This window comes from Pseudomonas sediminis (genome assembly GCF_002741105.1).
In the GTDB taxonomy this organism is placed as follows: domain Bacteria; phylum Pseudomonadota; class Gammaproteobacteria; order Pseudomonadales; family Pseudomonadaceae; genus Aquipseudomonas; species Aquipseudomonas sediminis.
In genome coordinates this window covers 82,781-104,734 of the sequence record NZ_NIQU01000006.1, presented here as the reverse complement: position 1 = coordinate 104,734, position 21,954 = coordinate 82,781, and the positions used below count along the sequence as shown (strand labels likewise).

Annotated in this window: 18 protein-coding genes; 8 read left to right on the top strand and 10 right to left on the bottom strand. The window is 63.3% G+C overall.

Annotated elements, in window-relative coordinates; translation table 11 throughout:
- Positions 1–109 precede the first annotated feature (109 nt).
- From CDO35_RS15605 to CDO35_RS15580, 6 genes are all read right to left on the bottom strand, one after another.
- Positions 110–889: a hypothetical protein gene (locus CDO35_RS15605; RefSeq protein ID WP_243699097.1), complete on the bottom strand. Its 780-nt coding sequence runs from the start codon at positions 887–889 to the stop codon at positions 110–112.
- Positions 890–1,433: 544 nt separating this feature from the next.
- Complete coding sequence (locus CDO35_RS15600; protein ID WP_099525608.1) at positions 1,434–3,605, bottom strand: TonB-dependent receptor plug domain-containing protein; 2,172 nt, start codon at positions 3,603–3,605, stop codon at positions 1,434–1,436.
- Between the two features lie 333 nt (positions 3,606–3,938).
- Positions 3,939–4,700, bottom strand: a complete 762-nt coding sequence (gene phnE, locus CDO35_RS15595; protein WP_099525607.1) for a phosphonate ABC transporter, permease protein PhnE — start codon at positions 4,698–4,700, stop codon at positions 3,939–3,941.
- A complete protein-coding gene (locus CDO35_RS15590; protein WP_099525606.1) occupies positions 4,697–5,524 on the bottom strand; it encodes a PhnE/PtxC family ABC transporter permease in 828 nt (275 codons plus the stop codon). Before CDO35_RS15590 ends, phnE begins: the two co-directional genes overlap by 4 nt.
- Entirely contained in the window at positions 5,518–6,318 is an 801-nt protein-coding gene (locus tag CDO35_RS15585) for a phosphonate ABC transporter ATP-binding protein (RefSeq protein WP_099525605.1), read from the bottom strand. The genes CDO35_RS15590 and CDO35_RS15585 overlap by 7 nt, the downstream gene beginning before the upstream one ends.
- On the bottom strand, positions 6,315–7,157 hold the full coding sequence (locus CDO35_RS15580; RefSeq protein WP_099525604.1) for a putative selenate ABC transporter substrate-binding protein: 843 nt from the start codon (positions 7,155–7,157) through the stop codon (positions 6,315–6,317). The genes CDO35_RS15585 and CDO35_RS15580 overlap by 4 nt, the downstream gene beginning before the upstream one ends.
- Before the next feature lie 154 nt (positions 7,158–7,311).
- Between CDO35_RS15580 and selD the strand changes: the two genes are divergently transcribed.
- Genes selD through CDO35_RS15560 form a run of 4 tightly spaced genes read left to right on the top strand, consistent with a single transcriptional unit; the run spans position 7,312 to position 11,167 of the window.
- Positions 7,312–8,346 (top strand): selenide, water dikinase SelD, encoded by a 1,035-nt coding sequence (gene selD, locus CDO35_RS15575; protein WP_099525603.1) that lies wholly within the window; start codon positions 7,312–7,314, stop codon positions 8,344–8,346.
- Entirely contained in the window at positions 8,346–9,446 is a 1,101-nt protein-coding gene (mnmH, locus tag CDO35_RS15570) for a tRNA 2-selenouridine(34) synthase MnmH (protein ID WP_099525602.1), read from the top strand. Before selD ends, mnmH begins: the two co-directional genes overlap by 1 nt.
- A gap of 48 nt (positions 9,447–9,494) precedes the next feature.
- Positions 9,495–10,385: an NAD(P)-dependent oxidoreductase gene (locus CDO35_RS15565; protein WP_099525601.1), complete on the top strand. Its 891-nt coding sequence runs from the start codon at positions 9,495–9,497 to the stop codon at positions 10,383–10,385.
- Positions 10,382–11,167 (top strand): hydroxypyruvate isomerase family protein, encoded by a 786-nt coding sequence (locus CDO35_RS15560; protein WP_099525600.1) that lies wholly within the window; start codon positions 10,382–10,384, stop codon positions 11,165–11,167. Before CDO35_RS15565 ends, CDO35_RS15560 begins: the two co-directional genes overlap by 4 nt.
- Positions 11,168–11,324: 157 nt before the next feature.
- On the opposite strand, the gene CDO35_RS15555 is transcribed toward CDO35_RS15560, so the two are convergent.
- Together CDO35_RS15555 and CDO35_RS15550 are read right to left on the bottom strand one after the other, a co-directional pair.
- Positions 11,325–13,421, bottom strand: a complete 2,097-nt coding sequence (locus CDO35_RS15555; protein WP_243699096.1) for a putative bifunctional diguanylate cyclase/phosphodiesterase — start codon at positions 13,419–13,421, stop codon at positions 11,325–11,327.
- 148 nt (positions 13,422–13,569) lie between these two features.
- Positions 13,570–15,738, bottom strand: coding sequence for a hypothetical protein (locus CDO35_RS15550; protein ID WP_099525598.1), 2,169 nt, complete (start codon positions 15,736–15,738; stop codon positions 13,570–13,572).
- A gap of 277 nt (positions 15,739–16,015) precedes the next feature.
- Here CDO35_RS15550 and CDO35_RS15545 point away from each other — a divergent pair, with 277 nt between their 5' ends.
- Positions 16,016–17,341 (top strand): spinster family MFS transporter, encoded by a 1,326-nt coding sequence (locus tag CDO35_RS15545; protein ID WP_099525597.1) that lies wholly within the window; start codon positions 16,016–16,018, stop codon positions 17,339–17,341.
- Between the two features lie 159 nt (positions 17,342–17,500).
- Here CDO35_RS15545 and CDO35_RS15540 read toward each other — a convergent pair whose 3' ends face one another.
- The gene (locus tag CDO35_RS15540; RefSeq protein WP_099525596.1) at positions 17,501–18,478 is read right to left on the bottom strand and encodes a zinc-dependent alcohol dehydrogenase family protein; all 978 of its coding nucleotides are present in this window, start codon (positions 18,476–18,478) and stop codon (positions 17,501–17,503) included.
- Positions 18,479–18,649: 171 nt separating this feature from the next.
- On the opposite strand from CDO35_RS15540, the gene CDO35_RS15535 reads away from it, so the two are divergent.
- Positions 18,650–19,351 (top strand): substrate-binding periplasmic protein, encoded by a 702-nt coding sequence (locus CDO35_RS15535; protein WP_099525595.1) that lies wholly within the window; start codon positions 18,650–18,652, stop codon positions 19,349–19,351.
- Between the two features lie 83 nt (positions 19,352–19,434).
- A complete protein-coding gene (locus CDO35_RS15530) occupies positions 19,435–20,580 on the top strand; it encodes a PQQ-dependent sugar dehydrogenase (RefSeq protein ID WP_099525795.1) in 1,146 nt (381 codons plus the stop codon).
- A 45-nt stretch (positions 20,581–20,625) separates the two neighbouring features.
- Here the strand turns inward: CDO35_RS15530 and CDO35_RS15525 are convergent, their stop codons facing one another.
- Complete coding sequence (locus tag CDO35_RS15525) at positions 20,626–20,817, bottom strand: hypothetical protein (RefSeq protein WP_003462311.1); 192 nt, start codon at positions 20,815–20,817, stop codon at positions 20,626–20,628.
- A 240-nt stretch (positions 20,818–21,057) separates the two neighbouring features.
- Between CDO35_RS15525 and CDO35_RS15520 the strand changes: the two genes are divergently transcribed.
- A complete protein-coding gene (locus CDO35_RS15520; protein ID WP_084342003.1) occupies positions 21,058–21,900 on the top strand; it encodes a CvfB family protein in 843 nt (280 codons plus the stop codon).
- Positions 21,901–21,954 lie beyond the last annotated feature (54 nt).

Below are 21,954 nucleotides of genomic sequence, written 5' to 3'. Positions count from 1 at the left end.
TCAAGCATCTGCCCCAAGCCATAGCAACCGATGAAGCCAAGCGCGCTGCCTGTGGGCCGCGTGCCGTAACAGAAACCCATCCATCGACAGGCTGCTGTCTGGCTCTGACCTACTTGGCGGTCGTCTCCTTAGCGGCCTCGGTGCTGTACAGCGCGAGGTGATTGGCGATGCACATGTCGATTGCCTCGACCAGGAACAGGTTGGGCTTACCCTCTATCGGTGGCACCAGGCAGCGGCTGGCAACTCGTTGGCCGAGCATTTCCGCGTCGATGTAGATGAGGTTGACCGGCGACTTCTCTGGGTTTTCTTCTGCGCTGAAGAAGGCGCGGGTGTATTCCTCGCCTCCTGCAGTTTTGTCGAAGATGCTGCTGTCGATCCGGGTTGTCAGGACTTCGCCGACAGGTAGCTCCTGACGGCTGAGGATGGCGACGCCAATCGGGCCGGTCAGCCCTAAGACCAGCGAGCTTTTGCGCAACTGCGATTGCAGGTTGGCGTAGGTCACGAAGTGATGAACGTTGATGGCGGGTTGGCTGCCCAGCTCCGGAAAGGCCTCATAAGCCCGATGAGCCAGCAGTCGCGGGCCTGTGGGCTTGGTGGCGGTGTCCGGCATACGGTAGATGGCATAGGCGCTGCTGGTGACCAGCAAGCTGAAGATCTCCTTCTCGCTTTCACTGCTGGGGCGTTGATCGTGGATGACGATCTTGTCGGATTGCTCGATGCCGGGGAATTCCGGTGGTGGCAGCGAAGGCTGACTGGCGCAGCCTGCAATGATCAGTGGGGCGGCGACGAGAAGGTATTTGAGAGCGCGCATACGACATCCTGTTGTCGGGAAAAGGTCTGTTGGCTCATGGCCAGGCATCTGCGCGAGCCGGCGACGCATGATGGCCATGGGCTACGCATGCTGGCTCAAGCGTCGGGCGTTTTCAATGTCTGCCTTGGTAGGTCTGAGCAAGTGCCCGCTGCGCGCTCAGGCTGCAAGCAGAACATCGATATTGCGCTACCGCGCTTACACCCACCGCTGCCGCGCCCAGTCACTGAGTAATCGGTGGATAGACCACGTATTTCTATTACCGAGCATCAGCGAAAAGGGGACTCCGCAGCGAAAAGGGGGACAGATCTATTTATTGGGTTGCCGACTATTTTTTGCCGATAGCTGTCTGTCATCCGGATTCCCATACTCTGCCCATCATCCACGGCCAGCACCATCAAAAGCATGGTCAAAACTCTTTGTGACCAGCGCGGCGCTGTTGGGGGCGCGCCTCGGCACAGACGGTCGCAACTTCCAGCTTGTTTTGGTCGCCCAGAGGCTGATGGCGTTGCTTCCGTTCAGGACTGGGGCTGTGGAATCTGTAGGGTCTTGATGCCGACGTTACCAGAACGAAAAAGGCCCCCGACGCTGGCGCATCGGGGGCCTCTGGGTGCAGCGCGAACAATCAGAACGCGGTTTGCACACGCACGTAGAAGGTGCGGTAGGTGCCTTCCTCGGTCAGGCTGTTGCTTTCCAACAGGCCATTGGCGCCGTAGGTTGTGGCGCGGCTGTCCTCGTTCTGGGCGAACAGGTTGAGCACCGACAGGTTGAGGCTGGTGTTCTCGCTGAGTTGGGTGCGCGCGGAGATATCGACACGGCCAACTGCGTCCTGATCCGCTTCTGCCGTCTGGCCCGAAGTCAGTCGATACTTCTGGTTGTAGCCGCTGTTCCAGTTGTAGTTGACGCCGAAGGTGGTGCGCAGGCTGGCCAGGTAGTAGTCGGCGCCGGCGTTGAACAGGTAGTCCGGCTGATCGAGGAAGCGTCGGGTTTCGCCGGTGGCTTCGCTCTTCAGGCGGGTGTGCACGGCGGTGGCGTTGGACCATAGCGTCAGTTGCGGCAAGCCGAGCACGTCCAGTGGCGCGCGCGCTTCCAGTTCCAGGCCGCTGGCCTGGCCGTCGCCGGCGTTCTCCGGGCGGCTCAGCCAGCGGCCGTTGCTCTGCTCGCTGAGCACGTTTTCGATCTTGTCACTGAACTGGCGGTGGAACAGGTTGGCCGAGAGCAGGCCGCGCTGGTCGTTGAAGAAGTGATCCAGCCCCAGGTCGACGCCCCAGATGGATTCCGGTGTCATCCCCGGGTTGCCACCGGTATCGGGCCGGGCCAGGGTGCCGGAGTCAGTGGTGACGGTCGGGCTCAGCTCGCGCAGATCGGGCCGGCGCAGCGTGCGGGCGATACCCAGGCGCCAGTCGGTGTTGGCACTGAGATGGCCGAGGTAGCTGATCGACGGCAACGGGCTGAGCTTGCTGGTCTGCTGCTTGGCACCGTTGAAGTCGCGGGTGCGGGTGTGGGCGTCTTCCAGGCGCAGGCCGTAGGTCAGGCTGTCGCCCCAGGGCAGCAGCCAGGTGTCCTGGGCGAACAGGTGGGTGATGTCTTCACGGATCTGGTAGGTGCGCGCGGCATTGATGGGGCGGACCACGCCATTCTCGATGTTGCTGTTGTCTTCCTCGCGGGTTTCGCGGCGCGCCCCGGCGCCCCATTCGAGGCTGTGGGCGTCGAGCAGCGTCTTGACCTTGAGGGTGGGCGAGACCGAGGTCATGTGGATGTTCTCGTCACGCAGGCGCGTGCGATCCAGGGTGCCGTTGGCCCTGTAGCGTTTGGCGTCGCGGGTGGTGTCCTCGTCGGCCTTCTGCAAGTCGAGGCTCAGCAGCAGCTCGGTGTCGTCGCTCCACTGGTGCGTCCAGTCGCTGAGCAGGCCGAGGTTGGTACGCTTGCGCTCGCGGTCCTCGAACTCGGTACGACGCACCGCGTTCTGCGCAGTTTCCAGCTCGGCGGCGATGTCGTCGCGGTATTCGGTGGTCTTCAGGTAATCGAGCTGGAAGTTCAGGCGGTTGTCGTCGTTCAGGCGCAGCTCCAGCGACGGCAGGAAGTTGCCTTGCTCGAAGCGACGCTCGTTGGTGCCCAGTTCACCGCCATTGGCGCCGCTATTGTTGAACACCAGCGAGTCCTTGCTTTCGTTGCGGCGCTGCAATTGCACGCCGCCGGCCAGGTTCAGCGTGACGTTGTCGTTGCCCAGGCTGTAGAAGACGGTGGCATCTCCCAGGCCACCGTTGCTTTCCATATGCCCGGCACCGATACCGATCTCGCCGTTACCGCTCTTGGCGCGCTGCTTGAGAATGATATTGACGGTGCCTGCAGCGCCTTGGCCCTCCTGACTGGCCAGCGGCGAGCGGATGATTTCCACGCGCTCGACCAGCGAACTGGGGATGCGATCCAGCTGCACGCTGCGCTTGGAGTTGGCATCGAGGATGCGTCGGCCATTGACCAACACCTGCGCATACTCAGGGCCGATGCCGCGCAACTGCACTTCACGGGCGCGGTTGGCGCCGGCGAAGGAGACGCCGACCAGACGGCGCAGGGCATCGCCCAGCGGCTGGTCGCCAAACTGGTTGAGTTGCTCGGCCTCGATCACCGTTTTCGAATGGCTCGCATTGCGTCTTTCCGCGTGGGCGCGCTGTACGGCGTCCTCGATGGGGGCGCTGGAGATTTCCATGGATTCCAGGCTGATGACCTGGGCGGCAAGCGGTGCGCTGCAGCTGGCAAGCAGAAGACCCAGCAGAGCGTTCTTATTCCTGTTGTGCATGATGGCTCTTATCGTTTTAGAATTTATTAATGATAATTATTACTAAATGTATAAATCAATCATGCGCGTGAAGGTTTTGCCGAAAGGCGTGGGGGAGGTGATGAAGCCAGGTCGGGCGTCATGAGTTGCGACGTCGGGCTTTGGGCATCTTTTGGCTAGTGCACGTGCGCCATTACACGTCATCGCCAGACCTCTCCGTCGAGAGTCCGTTGCCGATGGATCGACGGTTGCGTTTACAACTGCGGGAGAGTCTCGTAGCGGATGGGTCAGCTGTCGATGGTGGTTGCGGTGTCTGGCATGCGATAGATCGTGTAGGCGCTGATGGTGAACAACTCAACTCACCCAGCGCTGCCGCGTCCAGCCACTGAGTGCATCCACCGCCAACACCAGCAGGAGCATGGCCAGGATTACCGTTGCCGCCTGCGCTTCCTGGAATAGGCTGAGCGACAGGTAGAGCATCTGCCCCAGGCCGCCGGCACCGACGAAGCCGAGCACGCTGGCCATGCGGATGTTGTTCTCCCAGCGGTACAGGGTGTACGCCACCAGTTGTGGCCAGACGCCCGGCAGGGTGCCGTAGCAGAAGGCGACCATGCGTCCGCCGCCGCTTTCGCGGATGGCGTCGGCCGGTTCGCGTGGTGTGTTTTCCAGCGCTTCGGCGAACAGGCGGCCGAGCACGCCTGCGGTGTGCAGGGCTAGGGCCAGGGTGCCGGCGTTGGGGCCGAGGCCGGCGGCCAGCACCATCAGCGCCGCCCACACCAGCTCAGGGATGGCGCGCAGGGCATTGAGCAGTAGCCGTGTGGCATGCAGGGCGACGCCGCCGAAACGCCCGGCGGCCGGCAAGGCCAGGGCCAGGCCGAGCAGGGCGGCGAGCAGGGTGCCGATGGCGGACATGGCCAGGGTTTCCAGCGCGCCACGGCCAATGGCCTGCAGGTGCGCGGTGGAAAAGTCCGGTTGCAGGAAGCCGCTGGCGTACTGGCCCATCTGCGCCAAGCTGTCGCCGGCGACCAGGGAGGCGAGGTCGATGCCCAGATAGAGGAACGAGGCAACCACCGCGGCGAGGAGGGCAGCGAGCGGGATCAGGTTGCCGGCTCTCATGTCAGCCTCGCGCGCAGCAGGCGGCTGAATTGGTCGGCCAGTAGCACCAGCAGCAGGAAGGTGAGCAGCATGCTGGCTACTTCGCCGCCAGAGAACATGCGCAGTGACAGGTCGATCTGCTGGCCCAGGCCACCGGCGCCGACGAAGCCCATCACCACCGAGGCGCGGATGGCGCACTCCCAGCGGTACACGGTGTAGGACAGCATTTCCCCGGCGGCATTGGGGAGCACGCCGTAGGCGAAAGCGGCCAGGCGGCTGCTGCCGGCACCCAGCAGCGCGCGGGCGGGACGAGCGTCGACCGACTCGAAGATTTCCGCATACACCTTACCGAGCATACCGGCGTAGGTGATGGCGATGGCCAGCACCCCGGCAGTCGGGCCGAGGCCGACGGCGCGCACGAACAGCAGCGCCCAGACGATCTCCGGCACGCTGCGCAGGAAGATCAGCAGGCCGCGCACCGGCCAGCGCGCCAGGTTCGCCCACCAGGCCGGGCGACCACCACGGTGCACGGCTGACAGCGACAGCGCGCGGCTGGCCAGCAGCGCGGCGGGAATGGCGATCAGCAGCGCCAGGCTCATGCCGGCGGTGGCGATGGCCAGGGTTTCCAGCGTGGCGCGGCCTAGCAGGGCGAGGAAATCGCCATCATGTGCGGGCGGCCAGAAACCGTCGAGGAAGTTGCCCATGGCGCGGGTGTTATCGCCATCGACCAGCACGACCAGGTCCAGCTCGCTCAGGCTCAGGCCCGGCCACAGCAACAGCAGCGCCAGCAGGGTGATCAGCAGACGCGGCAGTGCGGCGGGGTCGCGTGGGGCGGTGGTCAGCATCGCGGGATATGCGTCGGTTGCGGCTGTACGGGTGAGCTGGGCGTGGCCTGCAGCTGTTCATTGGCGTACAGGGCTTGCAGCTGGGCAGGTTGCACCTGCTCGGTGGGCAGGTCGAAGGCGATGCGCCCGTCGCGAATACCTATCACCCGAGGGAAGTGCGCCAGCGCCAGGTCGACGGCATGCAGGCTGGCCAACAGGGTCATGCCGCGCTCGGCAGCTTCGCGGTTGAGCACGGCCAGGGTATGTCCGGCTAGCACCGGGTCCATGGCTGAGACGGGTTCATCAGCGAGGATCAGTTCCGGCGCCTGATACAGCACGCGGGCGATGCCGACGCGCTGCAACTGACCGCCGGAAAGCTGATCGCAACGCTGGTAGAGCTTGTCGGCGATGTCCAGCCGCGCCAGGGCGGCCTGGGCAGCGCTGGCATCCAGCGGATGCAGCAGGTTGAGCAGGCCCTTGGCCACTGACCACTGGCCAAGCTTGCCGGCCAGCACGGCAGTGACCACGCGCTGGCGCGGCGGCAGTGGCGGTGCCTGGTGGATCAGGCCGATGCGTGCGCGCAGGCGTTGGCGCTGGCTTGCAGCCAGGCGCCAGGGGTTGTGCTGCAGCAGGTCGAACTCGCCGCGCGTGGGTTGCAAGCTGGTGGCCAGCAGGCGCAGCAGGGTGGTCTTGCCGGCGCCCGAGGGGCCGATGATGGCCACCCGTTCGCCGGGGCTGACCTCTAGATCGATATTTTCCAGCGCGACCTTGCCGTTGGCGTGGGCCAGGCCCACGCCACGCAGGGCGATGCTCACTTCAACAGGCCGGCGGCACGAGCGGCTTCCTCGATGCCTGCATAGTTCTCAGGCTTGGTTTCGATGAAGCGGCTGGCGGCCTGCAGGTCGAGAATCGCCTTCTGCTCCGGCTTGGCCGGGTCGAGGGCGAGGAAGGCGGTCTTGATCTTCTCCTGCAGCGCCGGGTCGAGGTTGCCGCGCACCGTCCAGTTGTAGTCGTAGTAGGTGGGGGTGGTGGCGAAGACCTTGACCTTGTCGGTATCGATCTTCTTGGCGTCCACCAGCTTCTGCCACACCGAGGCGTTGAGCACGCCGGCGTCGGCCTTGCCGGCCTGGACCCAGGCTGCAGTAGCGTCGTGAGCACCGGAGTAGGCCACGCGGCTGAAGAAGTCTTCCGGCTTGATGCCGTCCTGCAGCATGAAGTAGCGCGGCATCAGGCTGCCGGAGGTGGAGGACACGGAGCCGAAGGCGAAGGTCTTGCCCTTGAGATCCTGCAGGGATTTGACCGCCGGATCGGCAGTGATGAACTTGCTGGTGAACTCGGCATCCTGCTCGCGCTGCACCAGCGGCACAGCGTTGCCCGTTTTCAGGCGCGCCTGCACGAAAGTGAAACCGCCCAGCCAGGCCATGTCGATACGGTCGGCGGCCAGTGCTTCGACCACCGCGGCGTAGTCAGCCACCGGCACGAATTCAACCTTCATGCCCAGTTCCTGTTCCAGGTAGGCACCCAACGGTTTGAACTTGCGCAGCAGCTCGGTGGGCGCCTCGTCAGGGATGGCCGAAACCTTGAGAACGTCGGCGGCGACAACGGAAAAGGACAGGGTCAAGCCGGCGGCCAGGGCCAGGATATGTTTGAACATGAAGATTCTCCGGTTCAATGGCGGAAAAGGTTCGCAGTGGCGCAGGTGCGCCTGCTGAGGGTAGTCGAGACGCGGGCGATTATAGGGGCGAGCTGGTTAAAGAACAGCTTTGCTAGAATCCGCGCCTTGTTTCCGATTTGCCGAGAGCGATGCCATGAGCGAGCCGATCCGATTGACCCAGTACAGCCACGGTGCAGGTTGCGGCTGCAAGATTTCTCCCAAGGTGCTGGACGTGATCCTGGCGGGCAGCGGCGCCCAGAACCTCGATCCACGGCTGTGGGTCGGCAATGCCTCGCGCGACGACGCTGCGGTCTATGCGCTCGATGAAGAGCGCGGCGTAGTTTCCACGACTGATTTCTTCATGCCCATCGTCGATGACCCCTTCGACTTCGGCCGCATCGCCGCCACTAACGCCATCAGCGACATCTACGCCATGGGCGGCGAGCCGCTGATGGCCATCGCCATTCTCGGCTGGCCGGTCAACGTTCTTGCTCCGGAGGTCGCCCGCGAGGTGATCCGCGGCGGCCGCGCGGTCTGCGATGCGGCTGGCATACCGCTGGCAGGTGGCCACTCGATCGATGCGCCAGAGCCAATCTTCGGCCTGGCGGTGACTGGCGTAGTGGATAAACGACACATGAAACGCAATGACACGGCCTCGGCTGGCTGCAAGCTGTATCTGACCAAGCCGCTGGGCATCGGTATCCTGACTACCGCCGAGAAGAAGGCCAAGCTGCGCGAGCAGGATGTGGGGCTGGCGCGAGACTGGATGTGCACCCTGAACAAGCCGGGTAGTCGTTTCGGCAAGCTCGCCGGGGTGCAGGCGATGACCGACGTAACCGGTTTTGGCCTGCTCGGCCACTTGGTGGAGATGGCCGAAGGCGCCGGGCTGACTGCCCAGTTGGACTATGCGAGCGTGCCATGCCTGCCAGGCGTCGAGCATTACCTGGCCGAGGGCTGCGTACCGGGCGGTACGCTGCGCAACTTCGACAGCTATGGTGAGAAGATCGCGCCGATCAGCGAAGTGCAACGCAACCTGCTGTGTGATCCACAGACCAGTGGCGGTTTGCTGGTGGCAGTGGCCCCTGAGGGCGAGGCGCAGTTTTTGTCCGTGGCGGCCGAGCATGGCCTGGATCTTGCGCCCATTGGCCGGATGATCGAGCGACAGCGTTACGCGGTAGAGGTGGCCTGATGCGCGACAACACCGCCGACTATCGCGAGCTTTTTCTCAATGACGCGCCGATGATGGATATGCGTGCTCCGGTGGAGTACACCAAGGGCGCCTTCCTCAATAGCATCAGTCTGCCGCTGATGACCGATATCGAGCGGCAAAAGGTCGGCACCTGCTACAAGCAGAAGGGTCAGCAGGCCGCCATCGAGTTGGGCCACCAGCTGGTTTCCGGCAAGATCAAAGCGCAACGGGTCGAGGCGTGGGCCGCCTTCGCGAATGCCCATCCTGATGGCTACCTGTACTGTTTTCGCGGTGGTTTGCGCTCGCAGATCGTCCAGCAGTGGCTGAAGGATGCAGGCATCGATTATCCGAGGGTGATCGGTGGCTACAAGGCGATGCGTACGTTCCTGATCGAAACGCTGGAACAGGCCGTGGCCGAGTGCGATTTCGTCATCGTCGGTGGCATGACCGGCACCGGCAAGACCGAAGTGGTGGCGCGCCTGGCCAATAGTATCGATCTTGAAGGGCACGCCAACCATCGGGGCTCCAGCTTTGGCAAGCGCGCCACCTGTCAGCCCTCGCAGATCGATTTCGAAAACCGCCTGGCGGTAGATCTGCTCAAGCGCCGTGCCCGCGGCCAGCAGCAGTTCGTGCTGGAGGACGAGAGCCGTCTGATTGGCACCTGCTCGTTGCCCCGGCCACTGCATCTGGGGATGCAGCAATACCCGATGGTCTGGCTCGAGGACAGTTTCGAGAAACGTGTCGAGCGTATTCTTGGTGATTATGTGATCGATCTGGCGGCCGAGTTTCTCGCCGTACATGGCCAGGAGCAGGGCTTCGAGCGCTTCGCCGAACGCCTGTTGCAGAGCCTGGATAACATCCAGCGGCGCCTGGGTGGCGAGCGTCATGCACGTCTGCGCGGCCTGATGAAGGAGGCGCTGGACGCTCAGCGCAGCACGGGGTCGGTCGATCTGCATCGGGGCTGGATAGACAGCCTGTTAAGGGAGTACTACGACCCCATGTATGCCTATCAGCGCGACAGCAAGGCCTCGCGGGTGGAATTCAGTGGCGATGCCGATGCGCTCGTCGATTATCTGGCCGAGCGTTCAATGAATCGCTGACGCGGCTTGCCGAATATGTCTAACCGCATTTCAAGAATGGAGTTTTAGATGAGCACCTCCCTGCCCGCCATCGCCTTCGCTGGTATTGGCCTGATGGGTCTGCCGATGACCCGCCGCCTGCTCGCTGCCGGCTACCCGCTGACCCTCTGGAACCGCACGCCGGACAAATGCACGTCGCTGCTGGAGCAGGGTGCGAACCGCGTGGAGAACCCTGCCGATCTGTGCCGCGATGCCAATGTGGTGATGCTCTGCCTGGCCAATACCGAGGTGGTACGCGAGGTGGTGTTCGGCCCGGGTGGGATCGTCGAAGGGGCAAGGCCGGGGCAGCTGCTGGTGGATTTCTCCAGCCTGGAGCCGGCTGCGACGCGTGAGATGGCCGCTGAGCTGGAAGCGCGCACCGGTATGCGCTGGGTGGATGCGCCGGTTTCCGGCGGTACGCCAGGGGCCGAGGCCGGCACCTTGGCGATCATGGCCGGTGGTCGCGAAGAGGACGTGGAGCGCGTGCGCCCGATTCTCGCGCACCTGGGCCAGCGCCTGACGCGCATGGGCGAGGTCGGCGCGGGGCAGGTGACCAAGGTGTGCAATCAGATGATCGTCGCCTGTAACGCCCTGGTGATCGCCGAAGTGGTGGCGTTGGCCGAGCGCTCCGGCGTCGATGCCAGCCTGATCGCTCCGGCACTGGCCGGTGGTTTCGCCGACTCCAAGCCGCTGCAGATTCTGGCGCCGCAGATGGCGGCCAGCCAGTTCGAACCGATCAAGTGGCACGTGCGCACGCTGCTCAAGGACCTCGATACGGCGGTCAAACTATCCCGCGAGCAGGGCAGCGCCACGCCCATGAGCGGCCTGGCGGCACAGTTGATGCGCCTGCACGGCAGCCAGGGCAATCTGGAGCGCGACCCGGCCACTCTGGTGGAGATGTTGCGGGAGCAATGCCCATGAAGATCGCTGCCAACCTGTCCATGCTGTTCACCGAGCTGCCACTGCGCGAGCGTGTACTGGCGGCGATGACGGCGGGTTTCGAGGGTGTGGAAATTCAGTTCCCCTACGAATTGCCAGCGGTCGCTCTGAAAGAGGTGCTGGAGTTGACCGCGCTGCCGTTGGTGCTGATCAACGTGCCAGCGGGCGATCTGATGACCGGTGGCCCCGGTCTGGCCAGCGTGCCGGCGCGACAGGTGGAGTTCGACACCGCGCTGCAGGAGGCGCTGACCTACGCCGCCATGGCCCGCCCGGCCTGCATCAATGTACTGCCTGGCCGTCTGGCTGAAGACGTTAGCCGCGAGCAGGCGCTGGATTGCCTGGCCGCCAACCTGCGCAAGAGCGCCGAGGCCTTCGCGGCGTTGGGTATTCGCGTGCTGGTGGAGGCGATCAACCCTATCGATATGCCGGGTTTCCTGATCAATACCCCGGAGGATCTGGATGCGCTGCTGCGCGCGGTGGATCACCCGAATCTGGCGGCGCAGTACGACCTCTACCACATGGCGCGCCAGGGAATCGATGTGGCGGCAGGCATGCGCCTGCTGGCTGGGCGCATCGGCCATGTGCAGTTCGCCGATGTGCCGGGACGCGGTGCGCCGGGTACGGGTGAATTGGTCTTTCCAGCGCTGCTCGGTGCATTGCGTGACAGCGGTTACAGCGGCTGGCTGGGCGCCGAATACAAGCCGGGTGAGGTGGGCACGCAGGCCAGCCTCGGCTGGTTGGCGCAGTGGCAGCAGCGTACGTAGTGTACGCTGTGCGCACCGCGATTCGCATGGTTGTCGGCTGGATCGGTAATCGGTGTTTGGCTCGGTGCGCATGGCGCACCCTACGGCGTATCGACGTATCGACGTATCGGCGTTTGGGTAGGGTGCGCCGCGCGCACCAGATGTTTGCCTCCAGATCCTAGAACCGCGTGCCGACGCGCTCCAGCGGCCGGTAATGCGGTGGGAAAAGGGCGACGATTTCCTCGAGCGGCACCGGTTTGCTGAACAGATAGCCCTGCACCTGATCGCAGTCGCGCTCCTGCAGGAACGCCAGCTGTTCGGCGGTTTCCACGCCTTCGGCGACGACCTTCAGGTGCAGGGCGTGGGCCATGGCGATGATGGCGTGGACGATCTCGCGGTCCTGACTGGAGTGGGCGACGTCCTGGATGAAGGAGCGGTCGACCTTCAGCGTATCCAGCGGTAAGCGGCGCAGGTAGGCGAGCGAGGAATAGCCGGTGCCGAAGTCGTCGATGGACAGGCTGACGCCCAGCGCGCGAATGTTTTCCAGCAGGCCGATGGCGCGGTTGATGTTGCTCAGCAGTGCGCTTTCGGTCACCTCCAGTTCCAGGCAGTGAGCGGGGCAACGGGTTGCATTCAACAATTGCTCGATGCGCCCGGGTAGTTGATCGTTGGCCAGGTTCAGGGCCGAGCAGTTGACCGCGATCTTCAGCCCGGGATAGCCCATGTGATCGAGGCTGTTGAGGTCCAGGCAGGCGCGGCGCAGCACCCAGTTGTCGAGCACGTCGATGAAACCGTTGGCCTCGGCGATGCCAATGAAGCGTTCAGGGCTGAGCAGGCCATGCTGCGGGTGATGCCAGCGCACCAGGGCTTCGAGCTTGCTCAGCTCGCCGCTGCGCAGATCGATGATCGGCTGGTAGTAGAGAATAAGCCCGTCATCCTGTTGCAACGCCTGGCGCAGGTCTTCTTCGAGCTGAAGCTCGTACGAGGCTTTCTGCTTCAGGTGCGGGTTGAAGAAGTGCACCACGTTGCGGCCGCTGCCTTTGGATTGATACAGCGCCAGATCGGCATGTTTGAGCAGTTCGTCGGCGCTGCTGCCGTCCTGTGGGAACAGGCTGATGCCAACGCTGGTGGTCATCACGATCTTGCGCCCGGCCAGGCCAATTGGCTCTTTCATGTGCTCCAGCATGCGCGCGGCCAGGGCGCGTGGGTCGGCGGTACTGTCGAGGCTGGCGACTACGCAGAACTCGTCACCGCCGAAGCGCGCAATGATGTCGCGCTCACGCAACGCGCTGCGAATGCGCTGCGCCACCACGCGCAGCAGTTCGTCGCCGGCATCGTGGCCAAGGCTGTCGTTGATGCGCTTGAAGTGATCGACGTCGAGAAACATCACCGCCAGGCTGCGGCCGGTCACCGCGTGCTCCTCCAGGGTGGCAGCGAATACCCGGTTGAAGCCGCGGCGATTGAGCAGCTCGGTCAGTGGGTCGAAATGCGCCACCTGCTCCAGCGAGGCCTTGGCCTGATCGAGCTGCACCAGCAAGGTGTTGACCCGCTGCAGGTCGCGCTCCTTGTCGTCGAGCTTGCGCCCGATCCAGGCTGCGGCCAGGCTCAGGCTGAGAATCAGCAGGGTAATGGAGGCGACGATCAGCACCAGTTGCACGCTGTTGTCGGCGCTGCGCAATTGCAGTGCAGTACCGTCTGGCACCACCAGGTTGAGCGCAGCCATGCCGGTGTAATGCATCGAGGCGATGGCGGCGCCCATCACCAGCGCTGCCGAATATTTCATCCAGCGCTGTCGACGCGGCGAGCCGTGGCGTACGTAACGGTTGAGCAGCAGCGCGGCGAAGCTGGCGCTGATGGCGATCACGATGGACAGGGTGAACAGGCCGCCGTGGTAGTAGGCCTGAGCATTCGAGCGGATCGCCGCCATACCGCTGTAGTGCATGGCGCTGATACCCAGGCCGATGATGCTGGCGGCCAGCAGCTGCCGGCTCAGGCCGGGGCGCGGCATGACCATGTAATAAACGGCGAGAAGGGCAGCGGCCAGGGCCACCAACAGCGATAGCACCGTGGTGGCAAGGTCGTAGCGAATGGCGACAGGCGCCTGGAATGCCAGCATGCCGATGAAGTGCATGGACCAGATGGCACCCGCCAGGCACAGCCCGCCGAGCAGGCCCCAGACCTGGCGCATGCTGCGCCGTTGCACCTGATCGAGGTGTTTGGTGATGGTCAGCGTGCTGAGGCTGCCAACGCTGGCGATGACGTAGGACAGTGCCACGAGCCAGGGATCGTGTTCACAATTGAGCAGGAGTTGGCCCTGCTCAGGTAGATCTGCAAGAAAGCGGATCGAGAGTCCGTCCATAGTCACCCCGCTTGGCGGCGGCTAGCGTGCCCTGTTCAGTGAAGCACAGGCACGCCCGTACCGCCTATTTTCCATAGTCGTTGAGCGAGATCACCCGCGTCTTGCCGATGCGATGACGGTAGATCTCGCGCAGGTACTTGATCGCGTGTTTGACGCTTTCGCGCGACAGGCGGATGTCGTTGATCGAGACGAACTTCTCGGCGTCGTGGATCAGCTCGCGGTACTTCTTCTCGTACATCGGTTTGATCGCGTACCAGTTGGTATCGAGGATCTTCGCCGGGTCTTCGTGCTCGTTGAGCATGGCGTCGAGCTGCGCCTCGTTGAAGCGCTCGGAGACGATGAAATCGAGCATGGCATCGTCCAGGCTGTCGTCGAAGCGGTACTGGTCGCGGGCGAAGCAGCGCTTGATGTAGGCGACGATCAGGGTCAAAAAGTCGTCCGACAGGCACGGGCTCTTGACGATCAGGGTGGTCAGCGAGAGGTTCGCCGAGGCGCCGATCACCAGCGCATAGCGCTTGAGCGTGGTGTTGGGGAAGAGGTTGTTGAGGTGGGTCTTGAGGCGGTTCAGGTCCATGTAGGACAGCTTGTAGTCCTTGGGCAACGAGACGATCGACACCACCGAGGAGCAATTCTTGAAGAAGTGCAGGTCGCTCAGTTGGGTGGCGTCGTAGCCGCTGGACTTGTATTGCTCCAGCGCCTGGCGATAGCGCTTGGATTCGATCGGCAGCAGGCTGATGCCCTCGATGGCCTGGGTGACCTTGTTGAAATGCGGCAGGTCGATGGAGCGGAAGAACAGGTCGTCGATGTTCAGCCGTGGCGGGCTTTGTTCCTTGTCCAGTACGCGGAATTTTTCCGAGAGCTGGACATGCTGTTCGGGCACCACGGATTCGGCATAGGCGACGGCAACCGGACCGGCCAGGCTCATGAACAGGTCGTTGGCGTCGAGGCGGATGGTCTCGCCGATGTCGATGCCGGCGCGGCGGAAGTAATTCTGGTCGTAGTCGCTGGTCACTGCCTGGGCGGTGAGAATGTTGAAGATCTGCTGCGAGATGTACTGGTTGGCGTGGCGCTCCATGGCGGTCACGTCGATGTTGTGGATGCTGCCGTCACCGCTTTCTTCGGCGTAGCGCATGATGTCGTTGGAGATCAGCATCATGGCGTTCCACGGGCGGATGCGGCGCATCACGCTTTCGGCGCTGCTCTGCTCGTTGTCGAAGTTGTAGGAAAAGTCCCATTCCTCGGCCAGGTACTTGCACAGCAGGCGCCCGGCGTTGATGTGCAGCGCCTCTGACATCTCGCTGCGCTGGTCGGAGATATTCGGCAGGATGCAGATGCCGCTGGTGAAGATCGGTTCGAAGACGAAGCCTCCGCGTTCAGCTTCGCCATCGTCCGGTGTCTTGCTGTCGAAGGTCTTGCTCATGTAGGCGAACTGCTGCGCCAGGCCGAACTCCGAGGCCATGCCCGAGCCGGTGCCGCCGCCAGCACTGAAAATGTAGAAGTACAGTCGCGACTGGTTGGCCTTGATACCGCAGGAGTCGATCAGGTAGCTGTGGATGAACTTCCAGTCTTCGTTGGAGAAGCGCTGGGTGTCCTTGTTGAGGATGATCTTGGCCAGGTACTGGCCGAGGATCGGTGCGTTGCCGGCGCCACCGGCATGCACCTCGGACAGGTCCATGATCTTCATCTTGCTGTAGTCGTCGAGAAAACCGCTCATCTCGCCCTTGCGCGAGAAGCGGATGCGCCCGGCGATGTCCTTGTCCAGGTCGCCGAGCATCACCAGCGGCTCGATCAGGAATACCGGCTTGCTGCGCTTGCTCGGGGTGCGCAGCAGGTTGCTGCGAATCCAGCGACTGGGGCGTGAGGCCTGCTCGATGGCGGCGGTGGCTTCGCTGTGAAACTCTTCCAGGTAGAACTGCCGGGCGTTGTAGACCAGCGAGGCGACGTCCAGGGCGATGTTCGAGCCGCAGCGGCCAAGGCCGATCAGGCACACCGAAGGAAATTGCTGGATACGGCTCGACTCGCCCTCGTCGAGGGGTTCAGCCAGCGGGAAGACCATGTTGCGCAGGCCGTCGAGGTTATCGAGGATGCGCTCGATATCGCGTTCGGTGAAATACAGATACTGCTCGCCGGTTTCGCTCAATACCGGCAGCGCGGGCGGCGCCAGCAGGTTATCGGCGATATCGGCCAGGGTGGCTTCCTTGGCGGGGGCTACGGCGTCTTTTTTTGTTTTCATCAGTGACAGTCCGGGCGAGTCAGTGGGGTGTTGGCTATTGGCTATAAAATGACCAACCCCATTGGTTCTAGCACGGAAAAAAGCACTTTGCCTTATTACCGCCGGATATTAGGCAGATTGGCATCCAATGCCATCGATTTGCATAAACCAAGCAAATGGTCGCAGACAAAACCGGGCAGAGCCTCTAGATTGCGCATCACCCAGCGTTCGGTGGGTGGTGCCAAGGTAGGTGCCACCGCAGTAGGCCGCACGCGGACAACAAAAAGGAAACCTTGTCGTGCAGCCCCATCAGCAAGCCTCGAATGCCTGGCGCATTCTTTTCCTGCTTTTCCTGGCCAACCTGTTCAACTTCTTCGATCGCACCATCCCTGCCATCATCATCGAGCCGATCCGCCTGGAGTGGAGCCTGAGCGACCTGCAGCTCGGCCTGATCGGCACCGCCTTCACCATCGTTTATGCCCTGGCCGGCATTCCGCTCGGGCGCATGGCCGACACCGGAGCGCGGCACAAGATCATGGGTTGGGGCCTGGCGGCCTGGAGCGGCCTGACCGCGCTCAACGGCATGGCCTGGAATTTCTGGAGCTTCCTGCTGATTCGCATGGGCGTCGGTATCGGCGAGGCCAGCTACGCACCAGCGGCCAATTCGTTGATCGGCGACCTGTTCCCGGCACACAAGCGCTCACGGGCCATGGGTATCTTCATGCTTGGCCTGCCGCTGGGCCTGCTGCTGGCATTCTTCACCATCGGCGCCATGGTTCAGGCCTTCGGCAGCTGGCGTGCGCCGTTTCTGATCGCCGCGTTGCCGGGGTTGATTCTGGCGCTGTTCCTGTTCTTCATCCGTGAGCCGGCGCGTGGTGCTGCGGAGGCCGTACGCGTCAGCAGCGCACCGGTGGACAAGCCACTGCGCAAGGTGCTGGCGATCCGCACCTTCTGGTGGCTGGTGCTGGCGGGGTTGGCGTTCAATTTTGCCTCTTATGCCTGCAACTCCTTCATGGTGCCGATGTTGCAGCGCTATTTCGGCCTGGGCCTGCAGAATGCAGCCATGGCCACCGGGGTGATCGTCGGGCTTACCGGCCTGGTCGGCCTGACGGCTGGGGGCTGGATCGCCGACAAGGTGCATCAACGCTGGGGTAATGGCCGACTGCTGTTCGCTGCTTTCAGCATGCTGGTGGCCTGCCTGTGCACCGGTTGGGCACTAAGCGCCGGGCGAATCGAGTCGGCTGTGTTCGTCGGGGTGTTCAGCCTGGGCTGGCTGTTCTCCTACAACTTCTATACCTGCGTCTATACGGCGATTCAGGACGTGATCGAGCCGCGCCTGCGGGCGACTGCCATGGCGTTGTTCTTCGCCGGTTTGTATCTGCTGGGTGGCGGCCTTGGCCCACTGGCAGTGGGTTGGCTGTCGGACCATTACGCGCAAGCGGCGATGCAGGCGGCGGGTGCCAGCGAGATGAGCGAGGCGTTCAAGGCCGTCGGGCTTCATGACGCCATGATCCTGATTCCGGTGGCGCTGTTTCTGACACTGCTGGCGTTGCTGCAGGCGGCGCGTTGCTTCCAGCGTGATGCTCTGCGCATGCGGGAGGGACTGGCTGCTGCTGTGGCGTGATGGTTAGGCGGTGCGCAAGGCACACCCTACGGTTTCGGCGTGAGCCCATAGGGTGGATGTCGCTTTTTACCTCCGCCAGAGCGGTGGATCGGTAAGGCGTGATCCACCCAACGGTGCTGCGGAGGTAGGGTGCGCCATGCGCACCAATTGCTGCAGACTTCAGGGCACCAGCAGAATCTTGCCATCACGCTCGCCGCTGGCGGCAGCGGCTACGGCGTCCTTGATGTGCTCCAGGTCATAAGTCGCCGCGACGCGGGTCTTCAGTTTGCCGCTAGCGATCAGTTGCACCAGCTCGCCGAACACCTTCATCTGTTGCGCCGGGCTGGCCTGCTGGAACCACTTGGCCAGCCAGAAACCGCGCAGGGTCACGTCGCGGAACACGAACGAGGCCGGCGATACCTGGCAGGCCTGGCCACTCATCATGCCGTAGTTCACCAGCACGCCGCCGTTGGCCAGGGCCGCTGCCAGGTTGTCGGTGCTGACGCCGCCGACCGCGTCGATACCCAGGCGGACTTCAGCGCCGCCAGTGGCTGCGCGCACGCGCTTGGCCAGGTCCGGGCCATCGACCAGCACCAGGTCACCGCCCTCGGCCTCGACACCGGCAATGGCCGAATCACGGCGCACCACGTTGATGGTCTTGAAACCGCGCAGCTTGGCCAACTGAATCAGGTAGCTGCCGACGCCCGAGTTGGCGGCGTTCTGGATCACCCAATCGCCCGGCTTGAGGTCGACGAACTCGCTGAGCAGCAGCGAGGCGGTTGGCGGGTTGACGGTAAGCATGGCCAGTTGCAGCGGGTCGGCATCCGGCAGCGGAATGAGTTTCTCTGCCGGGGCGTTCAGGGCCGTGACCCAGGTACCGCAGCCGACCGGCAGCAGCACGGTCTGGCCGACCTTGAAGTTGCTGACGCCTTCACCGAGCGCCTCGACCTTGCCGACGCCTTCGTTACCGCCCACGGCCGGCAGTGGCGGCAGCATGCCGTAGGCGCCGGTCAGGGTCAGTACGTCGGACGGGTTGATCGGTGCAGCCAATACCTTGACCCGCACCTGCCCGGCAGCGGGCTCCGGCAGTTGCAGTGGCACTGCGCTGATCACGTCTTGCGGTACCGGGCCGCGCTGTTGGTATTCGGCTTTGAGCATGGTCTTGGTCTCCTGAAGGCAGGCGCAAAATGCGTGCAGCCAGTCTAGCCGCGATAGGGCAAAGCGGAATGAATCAGCCGGCATCCACTCTGGTTATGACGATGGTCAGGCGTCTATGCTCTGGCGGGTCCGATAACGAGGTAGACGATGGTCAGATGGTGGCTGGGATTGATGCTGGCGTGCCTGAGCGCGACGGTTGCGGCCGAGGTGCTGCATGTCGGCTTTGGTACGCACAAGCCGCCTTATGTCTACGAAGGCGAGCCGCGTGGCCTGGAGTATGAATTGGTGGAGCGTGCCGCGCGTAACGCCGGTTTTGAAGTGACCGCCTATTACGCGCCGATAGAGCGCCTGCACCTGATGCTGCGCCGCGGTGAGATCGATGCCATCACCACTACCCACGAGCGCAGTGGCGTGCAGGCCTTCTATTCGGACGTCTACATCCATTACCAGAACGTGGCAGTGGCGCTGGCCAAGCGCGGTTATCACATCGAGCATATCTCCGACCTCAGCCAGTACGCGGTCAGCGCCTTCCAGCGTGCGCGACTGCTGATGGGCCCCGAGTTCGAGCGCATGGCCATGAACAACCCGCGCTACCGCGAAGAGGCGCTGCAGATCAATCGCAACCGCCTGCTCTATAGCGGCCGCACCGATGTGGTGGTGGGCGACAAGCGCATCATCCGCTACCTGGATCGCGAGGTGAATGACCAGGTCGACGTCACCCAGCCACTGGCCTGGTTCGAGATATTCCCGCCCACGCCATACCGCGTCGGCTTTCGCCGGGACGAACAACGTCGGCGCTTCGACGAGGGGCTACGCCTGCTGCGTGAGTCCGGCGAATACCAGCGTATCGAGCAGCGTTACCTGACGGACTGAAACCTGAGGAAACTTTTACGGGGCTGCCACGGCTCGGGGGCTGTTGCACTATGGCCGCTTGTCTGACGCCTGGAGACGCCATGATGCCGCGCCTGAAACCCCTCGCAGCCCTCGGTTTGGTCGCCCTGTTCGGTTACCAGTACAGCTTCGCCGAAGATCGCCAACTGAGCACTGAGCTTGGGCCACTGAACGTTCACACCGTCGCTGAAGGTCTGGCCAACCCCTGGGCCGTCGCCTTTCTACCGGAGGGACAGGGTTATCTGGTGAGCGAGCGGCCAGGTGCTTTGCGCCGGGTAAGCGCCGAGGGCGAAGTGTCCGAACCACTGCGCGGCGTGCCCAAGGTGTTCGCCGTTGGCCAGGGTGGCTTGCTCGACGTGGTGTTGTCGCCGGACTTCGCCAAGGATCGCCAGGTCTATCTGTCCTACGCCGAGGAGGGCGACGGCGCTGCAGGTACGGCCGTAGGGCGCGGCAAGCTGTCGGCCGATGCCTCGGCGCTGGAAGGCTTCGAGGTGATCTTCCGCCAGCAACCCAAGCTGTCCAGTGGCACGCACTTCGGCTCGCGCCTGGTGTTCGACCGTGACGGCCATCTGTTCATCGCTCTGGGCGACAACAACAATCGCCCCACCGCGCAGGACCTCGACAAGCTGCAGGGCAAGCTGGTGCGGATCTTCCCGGACGGGCGCATTCCTGAGGACAACCCCTTCACCAGCCGTGACGGCGCGCGCGAGGAAATCTGGTCTTACGGCCATCGTAATCAGCAGGGCGCAGCGCTCAATCCCTGGAGTGGCCGCTTGTGGACGCATGAACACGGCCCGCGTGGTGGCGACGAAATCAACATTCCCGAGGCCGGCAAGAACTACGGCTGGCCGCTGGCGACCCATGGCATCAACTATTCGATGCTGGCGATTCCCGAGGCCAAGGGTAAAACCGTTGAGGGCACCGAACCGCCGCATCATGTCTGGGAAAAGTCACCGGCCATCAGCGGCATGGCCTTCTACGATGCCGAGCGTTTCCCGGCCTGGCAGCACAACCTGTTCATTGGTGCGCTCTCCGGTCAGGCGCTGATTCGCCTGCAACTCGACGGCGACAAGATCACCCATGAGGAGCGGTTGCTGGAATCGCTGAACGCACGGGTACGCGACGTACGGCAGGGGCCGGACGGCTATATCTATGTGCTGACGGATGCGCCGAAAGGGCAGTTGCTGCGCCTGGGGCTGGCGAGCGAGTAAAGCAGGAGGGGGAGAGGCTGGGTGCGCATCGCGCACCCGAGGCGATCACTTCTTGCTGATGGTGATCTGGCGAGTGCCGCCGTAAGTCTGGCCGCTGACGCCCTTGGCGATCTGCTGGATCTCGCCGCCGCCCTGCAGGAAGGCAGCAATCTGCGCCTCGATGGACTCGCGGGTTTCCACGGCAGGGGCGGGCTTGCTGACTTTGCTGGAGGAGGACTTCACGCGCAGGGTGGCCATGACCTTGATCTCTTTCAGATGGGCGGCCGGCCATTATGCCTCAAGCAGCCTATTTCTGCTTGGTTAATCGCCATGATGAATACCATAACGCCGCGCATGGGCGGCTTTTCGCGACAATTTATGGCTTGTTTCCCAGTTACTTACGCCTCCAGTCGACCGGCCGTCGATTCGCCACACCGTCAGCCCGGTCGCGGATTAACTCGGGTAGAATGGCCGGCTGTTTTGGTGAGGTGAAACGCGATGGCCTTGATTGGGCGGATGAATTCTTTGCAGGTGGTCAAGCACACCGACTTCGGTCTGTACCTGGACGGTGGTGCGGACGGCGAAATCCTCCTGCCCAAGCGCTACATCCCCAAGGACACGCCGAGCGAAGTCGAGGACTGGCTCAACGTGTTCCTCTACCTCGACAGCGAAGACAAGCTGATCGCCACCACCCTGAAACCGAAGATCCAGCTCGGTGAGTTCGCCAGCCTCAAGGTGGTGGATATCAACCGCGTCGGCCTGTTCTTCGACTGGGGCCTGCCCAAGGACCTGCTGCTGCCGCATTCCGAAGAGAAGCGCCCGCTGCAGATCGGCGACTACTGCGTGATCTACCTCTATCTGGACAAACGCACCCGCCGCCTCACCGCCACCGCGCGCCTGGATCGCCACCTGGACAAGGTGCCGGCCAACTACCAGGTCGGTCAGGAGGTCGACCTACTGGTGGTCGAGCGTACTGATCTCGGCTTCAAGGCCATCATCGACGGCAAGCACTGGGGCCTGATCCACAAGAACGAGCTGTTCAAGTTCATCCGCAGCGGCATGCGCGAGAAGGGCTACATCAAAGAGCTGCGCGCCGACGGCAAGATCAGCCTGAGCCTGCAGCCCATCGGTCATGAAGCCGCCAGCGGCCTGGCCGAGCAGATCATCGAACGCCTGCGTGCGCAGGGTGGCGTGTTGGCGCTGGGTGACAAGAGCCCGCCAGAGCTGATCTCCGAGCATTTTCGGGTCAGCAAGGGCAACTTCAAGAAGGCCATCGGCGGTCTCTACAAGCAGGGCCTGATCCGCATCCACGACGACCGCATCGAACTACTCGACAGCTGATGCTCCAGCGACTTGAGCGCGAGCGTGGCAACTCGCATAATGCCGACGTTTTCC

What these genes read in the sequence shown, in the direction of transcription:
- CDO35_RS15605 (WP_243699097.1), bottom strand. Translation starts at nt 889, where the DNA reads ATGGCCATCATGCGTCGCCGGCTCGCGCAGATGCCTGGCCATGAGCCA.
- CDO35_RS15600 (WP_099525608.1), bottom strand. Translation starts at nt 3,605, where the DNA reads ATGCACAACAGGAATAAGAACGCTCTGCTGGGTCTTCTGCTTGCCAGC.
- phnE (WP_099525607.1), bottom strand. Translation starts at nt 4,700, where the DNA reads ATGAGAGCCGGCAACCTGATCCCGCTCGCTGCCCTCCTCGCCGCGGTG.
- CDO35_RS15590 (WP_099525606.1), bottom strand. Translation starts at nt 5,524, where the DNA reads ATGCTGACCACCGCCCCACGCGACCCCGCCGCACTGCCGCGTCTGCTG.
- CDO35_RS15580 (WP_099525604.1), bottom strand. Translation starts at nt 7,157, where the DNA reads ATGTTCAAACATATCCTGGCCCTGGCCGCCGGCTTGACCCTGTCCTTT.
- selD (WP_099525603.1), top strand. Translation starts at nt 7,312, where the DNA reads ATGAGCGAGCCGATCCGATTGACCCAGTACAGCCACGGTGCAGGTTGC.
- mnmH (WP_099525602.1), top strand. Translation starts at nt 8,346, where the DNA reads ATGCGCGACAACACCGCCGACTATCGCGAGCTTTTTCTCAATGACGCG.
- CDO35_RS15565 (WP_099525601.1), top strand. Translation starts at nt 9,495, where the DNA reads ATGAGCACCTCCCTGCCCGCCATCGCCTTCGCTGGTATTGGCCTGATG.
- CDO35_RS15560 (WP_099525600.1), top strand. Translation starts at nt 10,382, where the DNA reads ATGAAGATCGCTGCCAACCTGTCCATGCTGTTCACCGAGCTGCCACTG.
- CDO35_RS15550 (WP_099525598.1), bottom strand. Translation starts at nt 15,738, where the DNA reads ATGAAAACAAAAAAAGACGCCGTAGCCCCCGCCAAGGAAGCCACCCTG.
- CDO35_RS15540 (WP_099525596.1), bottom strand. Translation starts at nt 18,478, where the DNA reads ATGCTCAAAGCCGAATACCAACAGCGCGGCCCGGTACCGCAAGACGTG.
- CDO35_RS15535 (WP_099525595.1), top strand. Translation starts at nt 18,650, where the DNA reads ATGCTGGCGTGCCTGAGCGCGACGGTTGCGGCCGAGGTGCTGCATGTC.
- CDO35_RS15530 (WP_099525795.1), top strand. Translation starts at nt 19,435, where the DNA reads ATGCCGCGCCTGAAACCCCTCGCAGCCCTCGGTTTGGTCGCCCTGTTC.
- CDO35_RS15525 (WP_003462311.1), bottom strand. Translation starts at nt 20,817, where the DNA reads ATGGCCACCCTGCGCGTGAAGTCCTCCTCCAGCAAAGTCAGCAAGCCC.
- CDO35_RS15520 (WP_084342003.1), top strand. Translation starts at nt 21,058, where the DNA reads ATGGCCTTGATTGGGCGGATGAATTCTTTGCAGGTGGTCAAGCACACC.